The sequence below is a fragment of the Methylobacterium sp. 10 genome (assembly GCF_000519085.1).
GTDB lineage: Bacteria > Pseudomonadota > Alphaproteobacteria > Rhizobiales > Beijerinckiaceae > Methylobacterium.
The window spans coordinates 2,488,351-2,504,388 of sequence record NZ_KI912577.1; the positions used below are offsets into that span (position 1 = coordinate 2,488,351).

The window sequence follows — 16,038 nt, forward strand, 5'->3', positions numbered from 1 at the left end:
GACGGCCGGCGACCGATCAAAAAAAACCCGGCGCGTGAGGACACGCGCCGGGCTTGTCTCGTCAGTGGTCAATCACGCACGGTGAGGCGCGCGGCGCGGGCTCAAACCCAATCGTCGTCGCCGCCGCCACCGAGGTCGCCGCCAAAATCGCTACCCGGATCGCTGTCGAACGACGCGTCCTGGAAATCGTTTCCGCCGCCGAGGGCCGAGCCGAGATCCTCGTTACCGGCCGCGGCTCCTGCCGAAGGAAGGCCCGCCGCCGCCGCACTGCCGAGGGCCGAATGTCCGCCGGCAAAGGCGTTGGACAGAGCGCTGCCGAGCAGCATGCCGCCGGCGGCACCCGCCGCCATCGGAAGGGCCGTCGCCATGAAGCCGCCGCCACGGGCGGGCGCCGCCTGCTGGCCGGCCCAGGGACCACCCTGCTGCGGTCCGCCGTAACCCGGCTGCTGCCCATATCCGGGCTGCTGACCGTATCCCTGCTGCGGCCCACCCTGGCCGCCCCAAGGCTGGCCGGACGGACGCTGGGGTTCCGGCTGGCGCGCCCCCCCGCCGAAGATGCTCGACAGGAAGCCGCCACCGCCGCCCTGGGGCTGCTGGGCCGCCTGTCGTGCCTGTTCGAGCTGCTCGTTCAGGCTCTTGATCGCCTCTTCCTGGACATAGATCAGCTGCGCCATCGCATAGGGCGCATAGGGCTGAGCGCGGAGCTTGTCCGCGATGAAGCGCTCGGCATCGGCGTCGCGGGGCTGGCTCGCGGCCTGCTCCAGACGCTGGAAAATGCCGCCGATGACCTCGCGTTCTTCGCTGTTCATGGGGTCGTCCTCCTGAGAGAAGCCTGCGGGCCAATGCCGCCCCGGCGCCTCCGAGATGGGGTGGCGCCACAGGCTTTGTCAGGGGGTCAACGCGAACTTCGCCGTTGCGGATGCACTGGGAATCCCGTTCCCAGCATGAAATTTCCGACAGGAAACGGGGCGGACAGCGGCAAGCCCCTGTCGCGCAACAAAAAAGAGCCCGACCTCTCGGCCGGGCTCCTTATCGGGATCTGAGGTCACCGCCCTGAGGCGGTGACCGGATACGCCAAGTCCTAGTACGAGCCGAACTTGTAGTTCAGGCCGGCGCGGACGACGGCGAACTCGGACTCACGAGCAGCAACCGAGGGGCTGATGGTCAGGAGGCCATTGGGGCCGGCAGACGCGTTGAACACCGAGCGACCGCCACGGTTGTTCCTGTCGTTCTCGAGGTTCACGTACAGACCTTCGACCTTCAGGGTCACGGCCGACGACTTGAAGAAGTTGAAGAACGAGTCGGTGGGGAGAGCGTACTCGATACCACCACCAGCGGTGTAGCCGGTGCGGAAGTCTTCGCCACCCGTGGCGCCGTCGCCGTAGGCGAAGCCGCCGGTGCCGTACACGAGGGTGCGGTCGAAGGCGTAACCGATACGGCCGCGAACGGTGCCGAAGAAGTTCATCTCGTTGCCCGGGATACGGACCGAGGTGGGGCTGACGAGAGCGCCGGCGGCGGGGCTGATGGTGCCGGCCACGGTGCGGCTCTTGTTGCCGAAGTCGGTGTACTGGGCGTCAGCTTCGATACCGACGACCACGCCCGAACCCGGGGTGAACTGGTAGTTGTAGCCGACCTGGCCACCGCCGACGAAGCCTTCGAGGTCGTTGCCGCCGTTGGTGGACACGACCACCGGGGTGCGGGTGAAGGAGTTCAGCACCGAACCGCCGGGGAGGGTGTAGCGGTCGCTGTTGCTACCGGCGTCGAAGCCGTAACCGGCGTTGATACCGAAGTAGGCGCCCGTCCAGGTGAACACCGGCACCGGCACGAAGACCGGGGGGGCGGCGCGACGCGGAAGGTCGGCGGCGAAAGCGGAACCGGCGATGACGATGCCGGCGAGGGCGGTCGTGCCGCGAAGGAAGGATTTCATGGTCTGGTCCTCTACTCATTAGCGCGGCCGCCTTTTTGGGAGCGGTCCTGCGCAATTCCCCGTCTATAACTCAGCATCCGTCAGGAAGCTGTTGCATCGCAACCACGCCGAGTGTGTCGAACACGGCCCCTTTGTGGCAGCGACCACCTCACCAGAGGCAACGCATAGCCAGAACACCGTCGAACGGCCAAGGTTCACGTAAGGCCACGCTTTTTGCGCCCCTTGGCGAATGACAGATTGTCGCAGCCCCTGGCCGCCACTATTTCCGCTGCTAGGCAGCAAGAACGATCGCGGAGATCAGTCGGCCGTAATCGGCCTCTCCCCGGTGTGTCGTGCGCCGATAGCTATAGAAGCGGTCGGGATCGCCGTAGGTGCAAAGACCCAGAGTCGATGCCTTCTCTATGCCGGCCTCCCGCAGGCGGCGCGCGATGAAGCCGGGCAGGTCGAACTGGGCGTGCCCGTCGCGCTCGCCCGGCGCGAAATGGGCGTCCGGTTCCGGAACCTCCTCGGCAAAGCGGGCGCGGAAATCGTCCCCGACTTCGTAGGCGGCTTGCGAGATCGTGGGGCCGAGCACAGCGACGATGTCGGCCCGGTCCGAGCCGAGCCGCTCCATCGCCTCCACCGTGGCGGCGATCACACCGGTCAACGCTCCCTTCCATCCCGCATGGGCGGCACCGACGACGCGACCGACGGGATCGGCGAACAGGATGGGGCCACAATCCGCCGTGGCGATGCCCAGGGCGAGGTTCGGCACGCGCGTCACCATCGCGTCGGCGCGGGGGCGGTCGGCGAGGGCCATGGGACCTTCGATGATGGCGACCTCGGCGGAGTGAACCTGGTACAGGCTGACGAGATGGCTCGGCGCGACGCCGAGATGCCCGGCCATGCGGCTCCGGTTCTCCGCCACCAGTGCGGGCTCGTCCTGCGAGCCGAGGCCGCCGTTGAGACTGGCATAGAGGCCGTGGGAGACGCCGCCGGCACGGGTGAAGAAGGCATGTCTGATGCCGGGCTGTCCCACGAGGCTGGGCGCTTCGATATACATGAGCCGTGTCCGTCCTTTGGCGATTGCGGGCCGAGCTATAGCATCAGCCCGCTCCGCGGGGTGGTCGCGCGCGGCCTGTCGGTGACCGCATATCGGGACGAGGAAATTTTCTTAACCTTTACGCTTCGTTAAGCATGGTTTGATCGAATGCTCCTGCACACGAGGACGCGAGCGATGTCGGAACCAGCCCGTCACTACCAGGCACAGGATTCAAACGGACGTCCGACGCCCGGACCGTTGCGGGATTGGCTGGCCGCCATGAAGGCGGCGACCACGTCCGCCGAGCAGGCCCCGGCCGCTGAAAAGGTGGCGTCGTTCGAGAGACCGGCGTCGCCGGAGAAGGCCGAGCCGCAGGCCTCGTCCTGGTCGCCCCGGGTGGTCCCGCCGCCGGCCCGGACCGAGGTCGCCGAGGATAGCGACGTCTCCGAACTGATGGCCGAGAACCTGATGCTCAAGGCCAAGCTCAAGGTCGAAGGCGAACGCTATGATCAGCTGCAGGGGCTTCTCGCTCAGGAACTGCGCCGCCTGCGGTCGCATGTGGAGAAAGAGATGGCCGAGCTTCACGACCTGCGCGCCGAGCGCGACCGCCTCGCCGAACTCCAGACGATCTTCGTCGAGAAGCTCGACGAGGCCCGCTCGCGCTCAGAGAGCGATGCCGAGGAGCTGGCTCAGGCCTGTTCCGACCGCGACCTCTGGATGGCTCGGGCCGAGGCGCTCGCCCAGCCTCTGTTTCAGAAGCGCTGAACACCCCTCTCCTACAGTCCGAAAGACGAAGGGCCGCCCCATGAGGGCGGCCCTTCCATTGCCGAACCGCTTGTCCGTTCGGCCGAACCCGGTGAGGCGTCCTCTAACGCGCTAGGCGTGCGCGCCGGAGGCGACGTTCCAGGTCCGGTGAGCCGAGGTAAGCGGCTGATTTAGGCAATGAGACACTGGATCACCTCCTTTCGTTCGTTGCGAGAACCCCAAGCTAGTCACGGATCTGCAGCTTGAAAAGCCCCGATGCGGTAGGCGCGGCGCCTCGCCGCTGCGGGCATCCTTTCGCTCGCCCGGGCCCGTCGCATAAAACCTTCGACGGATGGCGGCGGAATGCCCGCGCGCGGGGCAACGCCGTTAACGCTAGGCGTTCGAATGTCACATCGGATTGCGCAACCGCGGTACGATGGAGCCTACTTACGACGGGCCTTCCATGTTGGAGGCGGCTTCGTCGCTCGCCATGGGCTTCCGGGCAATGCCGTCCATCGACGTTAAAATGGCGAAGGCCTCCGGCTACACGTCGGGCTTCGATTACCTTCGCATCGGCTTGTCACTCTCCGTGCTGCTCTGGCACTCCTATTCCGTCGCGAATTTCGACGAGTCGGTGCGGGTGTTCTGGGGCGGTCCCGCCCGCGCACTTCCTGCCGCGATCCTGCCGATGTTCTTCGCTTTGTCCGGCTTCCTGGTGGCCGGCAGCCTTGGCCGGACCCGCCTGCATCAATTCGCCCTGCTGCGGATCCTGCGCATCGTCCCGGCCTTGGCCTTCGAGACGGTGCTGGTGGCACTGTTGCTCGGGCCGATCTTCACGGTCCTGCCGTTGGGGGTCTATTTCACCTCACCGGAGTTCCTGTCCTATTTCCTCAATATCGTGGGCTACATCCACTACACCCTGCCGGGGGTCATCGGCGGCCAGATGCTGAACGCCCAGCTCTGGACCATACCGACCGAGCTCGAATGCTATCTCGCTCTGATCCTCCTCGCCCTGGTGGGGGCGACACGGCGGCGAGCCCTGTTCGGGGCCGGTCTCGGCCTCGTCGTCCTCGGGCTGACGGTCTTTTCCGTGGGGGCCGGCGATCAAAGCCCTTACGCCCAACTCGGAGGGCGGGTGCTGATCTTCGCGTTCCTCGCGGGCGTCCTCATCCATCTCTACCGCGACCGCATCCCGCATGACGGCCGTCTGTTCCTCGCGAGCCTCGTCCTGGCCGCCCTGCTTCTGACCTACCGCGAGACGTCTTATCTCGCCGCCTTTCCCGTCGCCTACGTCACCGTCTGGCTCGGGGCGACCGACCCGCGCAAGGTGCCGTTCGGCGACCTGTCCTACGGCGTGTTCCTGTTCCACTTCCCCATCATCAAGCTGTCCTACGACATCTTCGGCGAGAGCCTGACCTTCCCTGCCTATTTCGCGATCGCCCTGCCGCTGTCCCTCGCCTGCGCCTGGATATCCTGGACCTTCATCGAGAAACCCATTCTGGTTCACAAGAGGCAGATCATCGCGTGGATCGAGTCGGTGGCTTCCCTGCGCCGCAGGGCGGAACCGAGGGTCGGCTAGAGCCCGCCGGGCGGGCGAGGGGCACAGTCTCGGCCGTCCCTTTACGCTTATGGCCACCGCCGCCACCGAGGCGTAAGACGGGGCGCTCTCCGCCACGCATCGTCCGGGACCCGAACAGGCCCGGGCATGGCCGGAGACGAGATCGCATCAGGACAGTCGCGGCCCATCATGCTCTCATCCCCGCCGACCCAGGCAAAGGCCGATACGGCGAAGAATTCGGCGACCGACGAAGCAGCCCTCGACCCGGACGCCATGCGCCAGCCCCTACCGGATGCGTTCTATTGCGTCGGCCGATCCGATACGCTGAAGGCGGGCAGCCTGCGCGCCGTCGAACTCAACGGCGAACAGATCGTCCTCGGCCGCGACAAGGCCGGAGCCGCTTTCGCCATGCGCGACCGCTGCCCTCACCGCGGCATGGCCCTGTCGAAGGGGCGCTTCGACGGTGATGCCGTGACCTGTCCCTTCCATGGCTGGCGCTTCGGCACGGATGGGCGCTGCCGCGACGTGCCCACCTTGTCCTCCGCCGATGCGGCGGATTTCACCCGGATCACAGTCCAGCGCTTTCCCGTTCGCGAGAGTGCCGGCTTCGTCTGGGTGAACCCTTATCTCGGTCCGCCGGGCGGCGACCTGCCGTCCCTGCCGGAACTCGGGTTCGAGGCGGCGGGCTCCCTCGTGGTCGAACTCGTGGTCGAGGCGTCGTTCGATCTCACCACGCTGAGTCTCGTCGACCCCGGCCATGTGGCCTTCGTCCACGATTCCTGGTGGTTCCGCCCGTCGAAGGAGCTGCGGGAGAAGGTGAAGACGTTCACGCCGACGCCGCACGGCTTCACCATGTCGAGCCATGCCACCACGACGAGTTCGCCGGTCTACAAGCTGCTCGGCGGCGTGCCGGAGGTGGAGATCGAGTTCCGCCTGCCGGGCGTGCGGCTTGAGCGGATAGAGGCCGGGCCGAAGCGCGTGGCGAACTACACCTTCGCGACGCCGCTCACCCATAACCGCACCCTGCTGACGAACGCGCTCTACTGGAACATGCCGGTCCTCAACCTGCTGAAGCCCCTGGCGCGCCCCCTCATGCGGCAGTTCCTGACCCAGGACCAGCAGGTGCTCCAGCACGCCCAGGCCGGCCTCGACCGCAAGCCCACGATGGTGCTGTTCGGCCAGAGCGATCTGCCGTCGCAATGGTATTTCCGCCTCAAGCGCGAAGCCCTCCAGGCGGCCCGCGAGGCGCGGCCATTCCACAATCCGCTGCTGCAGCAGGAATTGCGCTGGCGGTCCTGAGCAGGCCTGAAACTTTTCGGTCCTCCGCTCCGTAGCTGGTCCTTTCAGGCCGATGCTTTCTGGAAGGAGCGAGACCGTTGTCGCATTACGTCGTTCGCCGCAGCCGCATGGGGCGATTCAATTTCACGCTCCTCGGTGCGCATGGGCGGATCACCGGCGTCGTCGCCATCCCGACCGAGAACAAGACCCGTGAGGAGGTCGAGGTCGAGGCGCATCGGAAGATTCGCGCGCTCGCCGGTGAACTGGTTGCCGTGATGCCGAAGGACTGCGAAGGCTGACGGAAGGCGTCTTGATTGCGCGGTGGCCACCGCCATCTCGGAACGATGAAACGGCAAAGCCTTCTCGCGACCCTTTCCGCGGTCACCGTCATGACGCTGGGCGGCGTCGGCTACGCGGCGCATAGGCGCAGCAAGGGCCGAAACCCGTATTACAGCGGTCCCGTGACCGACCATTTCGACGGGCTGCGGTTCCACGGCGTCGATCAGCCGGCGGACAAGGTGCTGGGGGACATCCTGCGCTGGAAGCGGGAGCGGGCCGGGGTCAGTTGGCCGTCCTCGTTCCCGAGCCCCTTCAGTGATACGCCGCCCGAACGGGTGGATGGCTTACGCGTCGCATTCATCGGCCATGCGAGCTACCTGTTCCAGGTCGGCCGCCGCAACATCCTCGTCGACCCCGTCTACGCCCAGCGCGCCAGCCCGCTCTCCATGGCAGGTCCGAAGCGGGTCAATCGGCCGGGCATCGCCTTCGGCGATCTGCCGCCGATCGACGTCGTCCTGATCACCCACAACCATTACGACCATCTCGACGGGCCGACCGTGGCCCGGCTCTGGCAACGGCATCAGCCCCTCATCGTGGCGCCGCTGGGCAACGACAGCATCCTGCGGTCCTTCGACGATACGATGCATGTGGAGACATGCGACTGGGGCCAATCCGTCGATCTCGGCGGCGGGCTCACCGTACATATGACCCCCGCCAACCACTGGTCGGCCAGGGGCCTGAACGACAAGCGCATGGCGCTGTGGTGCTCTTACGTCCTGACGAGCCCGTCCGGCGTCGTCTATCATTCCGGGGATACCGGTCTCGCCGATGGCGCGATTTTCCGCGATGCCCGCGACCGGTTCGGTCCCCCGCGCCTCGCCACACTGCCGATCGGGGCCTACGAGCCGCGCTGGTTCATGAAGGGCCAACACATGAACCCGGCCGACGCCGTCGAGGCCGGGCTTCTCCTCGGGGCCGAACAGATGCTCGGCCACCATTGGGGCACGTTCCGCCTCACCGACGAGGGCATTGAGGAGCCGGTGGAGGCGCTGGCGACGGCCTGCGAAGCGGAGGGGATCGATCCCGCCCGCTTCGTTCCCCTGCGTCCCGGACAGGTCTGGGCGGTTTGATGTCAGATTGGCCGCTGCGGCTCTACAAAATGAACCGGCTCAGATCCGCATTGGCCGCCAAGCTCTCGACGCGCTCGCGGACATAGGCCGCATCGATCGGCACGGTCTCCCCGGAGCGGTCGGTGGCGGTGAAGGAGATGTCGTCGATCACCCGCTCCAGCACGGTCTGTAGCCGGCGGGCGCCGATATTCTCGACCGAGTTGTTCACCTCGACGGCGACCCGTGCCAGTGCGTCCACGGCGTCGTCTGTGAAATCCAGGGTCACGCCTTCCGTCGCCATCAGCGCCACGGTCTGTTTCAGCAGGCTCGCCTCGGTGGTGGTGAGGATCTGCTTGAAATCCTCTACGGTGAGGGGCTGCAACTCGACCCGGATCGGCAGGCGGCCCTGCAGTTCGGGCAGGAGATCGGACGGCTTCGAGACGTGGAAGGCGCCGCTGGCGATGAACAGGATGTGGTCGGTCTTCACCGGACCGTGCTTCGTCGCTACCGTCGTTCCCTCGATCAGAGGCAGCAGATCGCGCTGTACGCCCTCGCGGGACACATCGGCCGACGAGCGGCCTTCCTTGGCGCAGATCTTGTCGATCTCGTCGAGGAAGACGATGCCGTTGTTCTCGACCTCGTGGATCGCCTCCTGCGTGAGGGATTCCGTATCTACCAGCTTGTCGGATTCCTCGGCGAGCAGGGGTGCGTAGGCCTCGCGCACCGTCATCCGCTTCGGCTTGCCCTTCTGGCCGCCAAGCGCCTTGCCGAGCATGTCGCCGAGATTGACCGCCCCCATGGACGCGCCCGGCATCCCGGGGATCTCGAACATCGGCAGGCCGGAGGGCGATCCGCCCGACAGCTCGATCTCGACTTCCTTGTCGTCGAGTTCGCTAGCCCTCAGCTTCTTCCGGAAACTGTCGCGGGTGGCTTGGCCCGATGTCGGCCCGACCAGGGCATCGAGGATGCGCGCTTCCGCTGCCGCTTCCGCTTTGGCCTGGACCGAGCGGCGCTTCTCCTCGCGCTTGAGGCCGATCCCGACTTCGACGAGGTCGCGGATGATCTGCTCCACGTCGCGGCCGACATAGCCGACCTCCGTGAACTTCGTCGCCTCGATCTTGAGGAACGGTGCGCCGGCGAGCTTGGCCAGCCGGCGGGCGATCTCGGTCTTGCCGCAGCCCGTGGGGCCGATCATGAGAATGTTCTTGGGAGCCACCTCCTCCCGCAAGGGACCGACGAGCTGCTGCCGACGCCAGCGGTTGCGCAGGGCGATGGCGACCGCCCGCTTGGCATCGTGCTGGCCGACGATGAACCGATCGAGCTCGGAGACGATTTCGCGGGGGGAAAAGGTTGTCATCACGCTCCGGTCGGATGCGGCAGCTGCGCTGCCCGAGAACAGGGGAGGGCGCGCAGTCGATCCGTACGAAAGCCGCCCCGGCCGGTGCGCGGATGGGGCGAGCAAAAGGCGGAACCATGTGGGCGGGTCGGCACGGGATCGAGATCTTGCACGATCCCGATCTAAGCGTCGGCGGCCGTCCTTTCCAGATGCATCGGGACAGCGCTCAGGCCGCCCGGATGCCGCCGACGAAGCCCTCGACTTCGTGTCCGAGGCTCAGGGACTGGCGCGTCAGCTGCTCGGCCGCAGCCAGTACCTGAGACGCGCCGGCCCCGGTCTGAACCGCCGCGACCTGCACGTCCGCGATGGTGTCGGTGACGGCCTGGGTTCCGCGGGCTGCATCGTTGACGCTGCGGGCGATTTCCTGCGTCGCCACCTGCTGCTGTTCCACCGCCGCTGCGACGCCCATCGCGATCGTATGCACGCTACCGATGGTGGAGCCGATCTCCTCGATGGCGCCCACCGTATCGCGGGTGGCGTCCTGGATCGTCGCGATCTGCGCGGTGATCTCGTCCGTCGCCTTCGCGGTCTGGGCAGCGAGCCCCTTCACCTCGGCGGCGACCACAGCGAAACCACGGCCGGCCTCACCGGCACGAGCCGCCTCGATCGTGGCGTTCAGGGCAAGCAGGTTGGTCTGGCTGGCGATGCTGGAGATCAGGGCGACCACGTCGCCGATGCGGGACGCGCTGTCGGCGAGGACCCGGACGCGCTCGGATGTCCGGCGCGCGCTCTCCACCGCGCCGGCCGCGGCGGCGGATGTCTGGCTGACTTGTGCGCCGATCTCGTTGGCGGTGGCGGCGAGTTCCTCGGTGGCCGCCGCCACAGCCTGAACGTTCATGGCCGTCTCGTTGGCCGCGTTCATCACCGCGGTGGACTGCCGGTTGGTCTGGTCCGCGTTGGCCGCCATGGAGCGGGCGGTGAGCTCCATCTCGGCAGCCGAGGCGGCCAGCGTCTCGACGAGGTTCCCGACGCTGCCCTGGAAGCGATCCGCGAGCTCGTTTCTCTCGCCACGGCGACGCTGCGACGCGATGCCGGCGGCCTGGTCCTGCGTGGCACGCAGTTCCGCCGACTCTTTCATCGTCGCCGAGAAGACCCGCATGCTGGCCCAGATCTCGCCGATCTCGTCGCGCCGGGCCTTGGTTTCGGGCAGGGTGAGATTGCCCTCCGAGAGGCGGCGGATCGCTGCGGAGACGCCTACCAGGGGCCGGGCGATCTGCCGCGTTCCCACGAAGCCGCCGATGACGAGGCTGCCGAGGGTGCCGCCGATGGCGAGGGCCAGGAGAAGATTCAGGCGGTTCGCGTAGAGATCGTCGGTCCAGCGGTCGATGGCCCCGATCTCGGCCGAGCTTTGGGACACGAGCTTCTCGATACTGTCCTGGAAAGCCTGACGGTTGGCGCGGTTGGCCTCGTTGAAGCCCTGTTCCGCGGCGGCCTTCGGCGAGACCTGTGTGCCGAGACGCGCCGTCTCCGTGCGCAGAATAGTGAAGCCCGCGGCTTCGTCGGTGATCTTGTCGAAGAGCGGACGCTCGCTCGCGGGGACTCTCGGAGCCGAGGCGGTGAGGAGGGCGTTCATCGCCTCCAGGTTCTTCATCAACCGAGCGGCGTATTTCTCCGCATCCTGGGTATCCTTGGCCGCGTAGATGCCGCGCGACTCGACCACGACGCTGGTGACGAGCCGATTCACGTTCGCGGCGTCGAGGGCCCGCTGGGACGCGAGTTTCGCATCCGTCAGCGCGGTATTGAACGTCTGGAGCGTCAGGACGCTGATCGTGGCGACGACGAGCGTCACCATTGAGCAGAGACCGACGAAACCGAGAATTTTTGCCCTGATGCGCATCGTCTTCGGCCAGCTTCCTGAAACAGTCAGGCGATAGCGCTAGGGGAATATCGACAAGGTTGGGTTAATCGCGCCCCTAATTCGGAACTAAGATGCAGGAATTTCCAGCTTCTCAATGACGAGATTACCGTTTGTGTAAACGCAGATCTCCGCCGCGATGCCGAGCGCCTTCCGGACGATCGCCTCCGCGTCGTGCTCGCCGTCTTCAAGAGCGCGGGCGGCGGCCAGGGCGTAATTCCCGCCCGAGCCAATCGCCATGACGCCGCCTTCCGGCTCCAGCACGTCGCCGGCGCCCGACAGGAGCAGGCTTACATCCTTGTCCGCCACAAGCATCATCGCCTCGAGGCGGCGCAGGTACCGGTCGGTGCGCCAATCCTTGGTGAGTTCGACGCAGGCGCGGGTCAACTGACCGGGATATTGTTCGAGCTTGGCTTCGAGCCGCTCGAACAGGGTGAAGGCATCGGCCGTCGCCCCGGCGAATCCACCGATGACGGAGCCCTTGGCGAGGCGGCGTACCTTGCGGGCATTGCCCTTCACGATGGTCTGCCCGAGGCTGACCTGCCCGTCGCCGCCGATCACCACACTGTCACCCTTGCGGACCATGAGGATCGTGGTGGCGTGCATTTGCGGCAGGCCGCCGGATTCGGAATGGGACAAGGCTGGCTCCGGTCTGGTTCTGACCGGTGTCAGGTAGTCTTTCGGGGCGCGGACTCCAACCACCGCCGGAGCGTCACCGCGCTATTCGGGGTAGCGCTGAAAGGCCGGCAGGGTCTCGAACCGAGCGAACCACGAGGCGGCCTCCGCGATCTGGATCCTGGCCTGGGGCGGCAGCGCCTCGGGATCGTCGAGGGTCGCGGTATGGATGTCGAGTTGGCCGGGAAAGACCGCCTCGTTGCGGTAGAACAGCCCAGTGCCGCAGGTACCACAGAACTGCCGGATGACACCGGGCGAGGATTCGTAATCGGTCGGGCGGCCCGAGATCGTCACCCGCTCGGCCGGGAACAGGGCGAAGCCCACCACCGGAGCACCGGCAGAGCGCCGGCAATCAGCGCAATGACACAGGGCGCTGTGGCTCGGCTCGCCCTCGGCGCTGTAATGGATCGCGCCGCAGCGGCACCGTCCCGTCAAGACCATGTCGGTTCCCCCTTCGTTCTCATCCGTTGTCCCAGAGGACGATGACGCGGGCAAGACATCGATGCTCCCGCTCACACCACCACGGTGATCCGCCGCGCGGCGCGGGTCAGGCCGGTATAGAGCCAGCGGGCCCGGTGCTCGCGGAAGGCGAAGGATTCGTCGAACAGCACGACGTTGTCCCATTGCGAGCCCTGTGCCTTGTGCACGGTCAGGGCGTAGCCGTAGGTGAACTCGTCGGTCTCGCGCTTGAGGAAGGCCGGGATCTCCTCCTCGGACCCCGACATCACCGCCCGCAGCACCTTGATGTCGATGGGCCGCCGGCGCAGGGCCGGATCGTCCTCGGGCACCACGTCGAGGCGGACCGTATCGACGCGGGGCGCGGCGCGAAGGGCATGGACCGTCCAGGTCGAGCCGTTGAGCAGCCCCTTCGTCCGATCGTTGCGCAGGCAGACCAGCTTCTCGCCCACCGCCGGCATCGGGTCGGTGTGGCCGGCGAGTTCCCGCAGGCGATTGTTGTAGAGCCGCCGCGTCTTGTTCATGCCGACGAGGACCTGGTCGCAGTCGAGCACGCTCGATGGGTCGAGGGAGCGGCGCGAGACGACGCGGCTCTCCCCATACTCGCCGATGCTGAGCCGGCCGCCCTCGCGGATCGTCATGGCCATGCGCACGATCGGGTCGTCGGCGGCCTGCCGGTGCACGTCGGTGAGCATCACGTCGGGCTCGGCCTCGGTGAAGAACCCGCCGCCGCGCACCGGCGGCAATTGGGCCGGATCGCCGAGGACCAGGACCGGCTTGTCGAAGGAGAGCAGGTCGTTGCCGAGATCCGAATCGACCATGGAGCATTCGTCGATGACGACGAGTTCCGCCTTGGAGACCGGCCCGGTGCGGTTGAGGGTAAAGGCCGGCCCTCCCTCCTCGGTCTCCTTGCTGCGATAGATCAGGCTGTGGATCGTCGCGGCGTCGTGGCAGCCCTTCGACCGCATCACGGAAGCCGCCTTCCCGGTGAATGCACCGAAGACGACCGCCCCCTCCACATCGTCGGCGATGCGGCGCGCCAGGGTGGTCTTGCCGGTGCCGGCATAGCCGAACAGGCGGAATACCTGCGGGCCACCGGCCTTGCGCCATTCGGCGATGGCTTTCAGCGCCGCATCCTGCTGCGGCGCATAGCGGGTCGGAAGGTCGTCGCTCACGGCCAGCGCACGGTGGGCGGCAGCGAGGACAGGATCGAGGCAACGTTGCCGCCGGTCTTCAGGCCGAAGATGGTGCCCCGGTCGTAGAGCAGGTTGAACTCCACGTAACGCCCGCGCCGCACCTGCTGCTCGAGTCGATCCGCCTCGGTCCAAGCGCTCGCGAGATTCGCGCGCACGATGGCCGGATAAGCGTCGAGGAAGGCGAGGCCGACATCTCTGGTGAAGGCGAGATCCGCCTTCGGATCGCCGGTCCAGTGGTAATCATAGAAGATTCCGCCAATGCCGCGGGGCTCGTTGCGGTGCTTGAGGAAGAAGTATTCCTCGCACCACGCCTTGTAACGGTCGTAATCCGCCGCCGGGGCGTGGGCGTCGCAGGCCGCCTTCAGCGCCGCATGGAAGCGAAGCGTGTCGGGATCGTCTTGGGTCCGGCGCCGGTCGAGGACGGGGGTCAGGTCGGCGCCGCCGCCGAACCACGTCTTCGTCGTGGAGACGAAGCGCGTGTTCATGTGGACCGTCGGAACGTTCGGGTTCCAGGGATGGACGATGAGGGAGATGCCCGTGGCGTAAAAGCGCGGGTCCTCCGCCGCCCCCGGCATCTGCGCGCGGAACTCCGGCGCGAACTCGCCGAAGACTTGCGAGACGTGGACGCCGGCCTTCTCGAACACGCGGCCATGCAGCATCGCCATGGTGCCGCCGCCGCCGGGCGTGCCGCTATGGTCGGTGCGTTGCCAGGGGGTCTTCACGAAACGTCCGGCCTCGGCCGGGGCATCGGGATGGAACGGCCCTTCGGCCTCGACCTCGATCGCCTCCAGTTCCGCCACGATCCGGTCGCGCAGGCTCGCGAACCAAGTGGTGACCTCATCCTTCAGCAGGGTGAGTTCGGCGGCCGGAGGCGGTGGCGGGGTCGTATCGGACATCGTCATGGGGGAGGGATGTCCCATCCCTCCCGCCCATCGTCAATCGAGGCGCGGTCAATCTTTGCCCACCGACATGAGCAGGCGCTCGGTCTTGGCATCCTCGATCCGGTTGACCATGCGGCGGCCCTCATGGACGTCGCGGATGGTCTTGGTGGCGGTGATGCAGGACTGGACCAGCATGATCGTGCCCATGGCGAGGTAGCCCTTGATCCAGATGTCCATGGGCATGAACAGAATGCCGAGGGCGACCATCGCCGCCGAGCCGATGAAGGACGCGTAAGTGAAGGTGACCCATGCGCCGGAATGCTGTGTGGTCTCGTTGTTCATGGTCATGGTCGTGGTCCTTATGCGGAGAGGATGAAGCGAAGCGCGGATGGAATGCGGCGAGGGGTTCAGGTCGTCATGCGCGCCTCGACCTTGCGCCTCAGGCGGTCGAGGACGGCGCCGACGCTCGGGCGGGTGCCGGAGCCGAAGCCTTCGCGTTCGAGCCGTTCGGCGATGGAGAGGCCGGGCTCGGTCTCGGCGAGAGCGGCTTCCGTGTCGGCGGCCTCGGTCTGGAGGGCGCGTAGTCGGCTCAGGGTCGCCTCCGCTTCCTTGAGCGTCGCACGCTCGCTTGGGTTGGCCTGAACGCCGAGACGTCGTGCCGCCTCCGCCGCGGCGGCGATGCGGCGGCCACGCTCCAGCTCGTTCTGCCGTCGGGTCGCGTCGGCGACGACGGCGCGGATGCGGGCGACCTCCCTGGCGAACCGGAGGCGGGCCTCACCGATCGCATCACGTTCGGCTTCGAGCTCGGCAATGGCCTCCGCCGCCTCGCCGGCCAAGTCCTCGCGTCCCGCCGCCAAGGCCGCCAGAGCGCGCTCTTCGAGATCCGCCGCGCGGGCTTCCACCTCGGCGAAACGCCGTTCTTCCGCCTTGTCACCGGCGACAGCGGCGGCGAGGGCCTGCCGGCTGCGCTCCAGCGAGACCCGCGTCTCGCGGATCTGCTGATCGAGGATGAGCAGGGCGTGGCGATCGATCACCTCTTCCTCGGTGCGGGCGGCCGCGCCGCGGGCGAGAAGCCGAAACAGTTTGAGCATGGTGTGCCTCCGGCGTTTGAACGCTGTTCACACTCATGGTCTCGTCGATATTTGCACGCCGTTCAAGTGCTGAACTGCACACTGTTCAAAGCTTGGTTGAAGGGTGTTGTTCGACCTGCCGGAGCCCCTCACCCAGAATCATCGCCGCCGCCACGGCGATGTTGAGCGAACGCATGCCCTCCCGGATGGGAATGACGATCCTGGCATCCGCCGCCTCATGGACGGAGGCGGGGACACCCGCCGATTCCCGGCCCAGCAGGATGCAGTCGCCGGGGAGGAAGGCGAAGGCGGTGTAGGGGAGGGCGCCTGCCGTGGTGGCGAGGACGAGCCTCGTCCCGGTCTCGGCCCGCCAATGCGAGAAGGCGGCCCAGGAGCGATGCCTCGTGATCGCCACATGGTCGAGATAATCGAGCCCCGATCGGCGCAGGTGACGATCCGAGACGTCGAACCCCGCCGGCTCGATGATGTCGACCGCGACATCGAGGCAAGCCGCCATTCGCAGGATCGTCCCGGTATTCTGGGGAATGTCGGGCTGGTAGAGGGCGAGACGGAGCATCGGACCGGGCAGCTGC

17 protein-coding genes are annotated in these 16,038 nt (G+C 66.9%); 5 read left to right on the forward strand and 12 right to left on the reverse strand.

Going from position 1 to position 16,038, the window contains the following annotated elements; genetic code table 11:
* Nucleotides 1-101: 101 nt before the first annotated feature.
* From K368_RS0111465 to pgeF, 3 genes are all read right to left on the reverse strand, one after another.
* The gene (locus K368_RS0111465) at nt 102-809 is read right to left on the reverse strand and encodes a DUF2076 domain-containing protein (protein ID WP_027172536.1); all 708 of its coding nucleotides are present in this window, start codon (nt 807-809) and stop codon (nt 102-104) included.
* 272 nt (nt 810-1,081) lie between these two features.
* On the reverse strand, nt 1,082-1,927 hold the full coding sequence (locus tag K368_RS0111470) for a porin (protein WP_027172537.1): 846 nt from the start codon (nt 1,925-1,927) through the stop codon (nt 1,082-1,084).
* 271 nt (nt 1,928-2,198) lie between these two features.
* Nucleotides 2,199-2,969, reverse strand: coding sequence for a peptidoglycan editing factor PgeF (gene pgeF, locus K368_RS0111475; RefSeq protein WP_027172538.1), 771 nt, complete (start codon nt 2,967-2,969; stop codon nt 2,199-2,201).
* 174 nt (nt 2,970-3,143) lie between these two features.
* Between pgeF and K368_RS0111480 the strand changes: the two genes are divergently transcribed.
* The 5 genes from K368_RS0111480 to K368_RS0111500 all read left to right on the forward strand — a co-directional run bounded on the left by K368_RS0111480 (nt 3,144) and on the right by K368_RS0111500 (nt 7,937).
* Nucleotides 3,144-3,713 carry a hypothetical protein gene (locus K368_RS0111480; protein ID WP_027172539.1) on the forward strand — a complete coding sequence of 190 codons (570 nt, stop codon included), beginning with the start codon at nt 3,144-3,146 and terminating at the stop codon, nt 3,711-3,713.
* 442 nt (nt 3,714-4,155) lie between these two features.
* The gene (locus K368_RS24470) at nt 4,156-5,271 is read left to right on the forward strand and encodes an acyltransferase (RefSeq protein ID WP_051439849.1); all 1,116 of its coding nucleotides are present in this window, start codon (nt 4,156-4,158) and stop codon (nt 5,269-5,271) included.
* Between the two features lie 168 nt (nt 5,272-5,439).
* On the forward strand, nt 5,440-6,549 hold the full coding sequence (locus tag K368_RS0111490) for an aromatic ring-hydroxylating dioxygenase subunit alpha (protein ID WP_027172540.1): 1,110 nt from the start codon (nt 5,440-5,442) through the stop codon (nt 6,547-6,549).
* 77 nt (nt 6,550-6,626) lie between these two features.
* Complete coding sequence (locus K368_RS24475; RefSeq protein WP_036266220.1) at nt 6,627-6,827, forward strand: hypothetical protein; 201 nt, start codon at nt 6,627-6,629, stop codon at nt 6,825-6,827.
* A gap of 45 nt (nt 6,828-6,872) precedes the next feature.
* A complete protein-coding gene (locus tag K368_RS0111500; protein WP_027172541.1) occupies nt 6,873-7,937 on the forward strand; it encodes an MBL fold metallo-hydrolase in 1,065 nt (354 codons plus the stop codon).
* A gap of 22 nt (nt 7,938-7,959) precedes the next feature.
* Here the strand turns inward: K368_RS0111500 and hslU are convergent, their stop codons facing one another.
* The 9 genes from hslU to K368_RS0111545 all read right to left on the reverse strand — a co-directional run bounded on the left by hslU (nt 7,960) and on the right by K368_RS0111545 (nt 16,022).
* Nucleotides 7,960-9,273, reverse strand: coding sequence for an ATP-dependent protease ATPase subunit HslU (gene hslU, locus K368_RS0111505; RefSeq protein ID WP_027172542.1), 1,314 nt, complete (start codon nt 9,271-9,273; stop codon nt 7,960-7,962).
* Nucleotides 9,274-9,478: 205 nt separating this feature from the next.
* The gene (locus K368_RS0111510) at nt 9,479-11,149 is read right to left on the reverse strand and encodes a HAMP domain-containing methyl-accepting chemotaxis protein (protein ID WP_027172543.1); all 1,671 of its coding nucleotides are present in this window, start codon (nt 11,147-11,149) and stop codon (nt 9,479-9,481) included.
* Between the two features lie 87 nt (nt 11,150-11,236).
* A complete protein-coding gene (hslV, locus tag K368_RS0111515; protein ID WP_027172544.1) occupies nt 11,237-11,773 on the reverse strand; it encodes an ATP-dependent protease subunit HslV in 537 nt (178 codons plus the stop codon).
* Between the two features lie 114 nt (nt 11,774-11,887).
* Nucleotides 11,888-12,283, reverse strand: a complete 396-nt coding sequence (locus K368_RS0111520; RefSeq protein WP_027172545.1) for a GFA family protein — start codon at nt 12,281-12,283, stop codon at nt 11,888-11,890.
* Between the two features lie 71 nt (nt 12,284-12,354).
* Nucleotides 12,355-13,473, reverse strand: coding sequence for an AAA family ATPase (locus K368_RS0111525; RefSeq protein WP_027172546.1), 1,119 nt, complete (start codon nt 13,471-13,473; stop codon nt 12,355-12,357).
* On the reverse strand, nt 13,470-14,390 hold the full coding sequence (gene hemF, locus K368_RS0111530; protein WP_027172547.1) for an oxygen-dependent coproporphyrinogen oxidase: 921 nt from the start codon (nt 14,388-14,390) through the stop codon (nt 13,470-13,472). The genes K368_RS0111525 and hemF overlap by 4 nt, the downstream gene beginning before the upstream one ends.
* A gap of 54 nt (nt 14,391-14,444) precedes the next feature.
* Nucleotides 14,445-14,717, reverse strand: coding sequence for a YiaA/YiaB family inner membrane protein (locus K368_RS0111535; protein ID WP_027172548.1), 273 nt, complete (start codon nt 14,715-14,717; stop codon nt 14,445-14,447).
* A gap of 65 nt (nt 14,718-14,782) precedes the next feature.
* Nucleotides 14,783-15,466 (reverse strand): PspA/IM30 family protein, encoded by a 684-nt coding sequence (locus tag K368_RS0111540; protein WP_027172549.1) that lies wholly within the window; start codon nt 15,464-15,466, stop codon nt 14,783-14,785.
* A gap of 85 nt (nt 15,467-15,551) precedes the next feature.
* Complete coding sequence (locus K368_RS0111545) at nt 15,552-16,022, reverse strand: tRNA (cytidine(34)-2'-O)-methyltransferase (RefSeq protein ID WP_027172550.1); 471 nt, start codon at nt 16,020-16,022, stop codon at nt 15,552-15,554.
* Between the last annotated feature and the right edge of the window lie 16 nt (nt 16,023-16,038).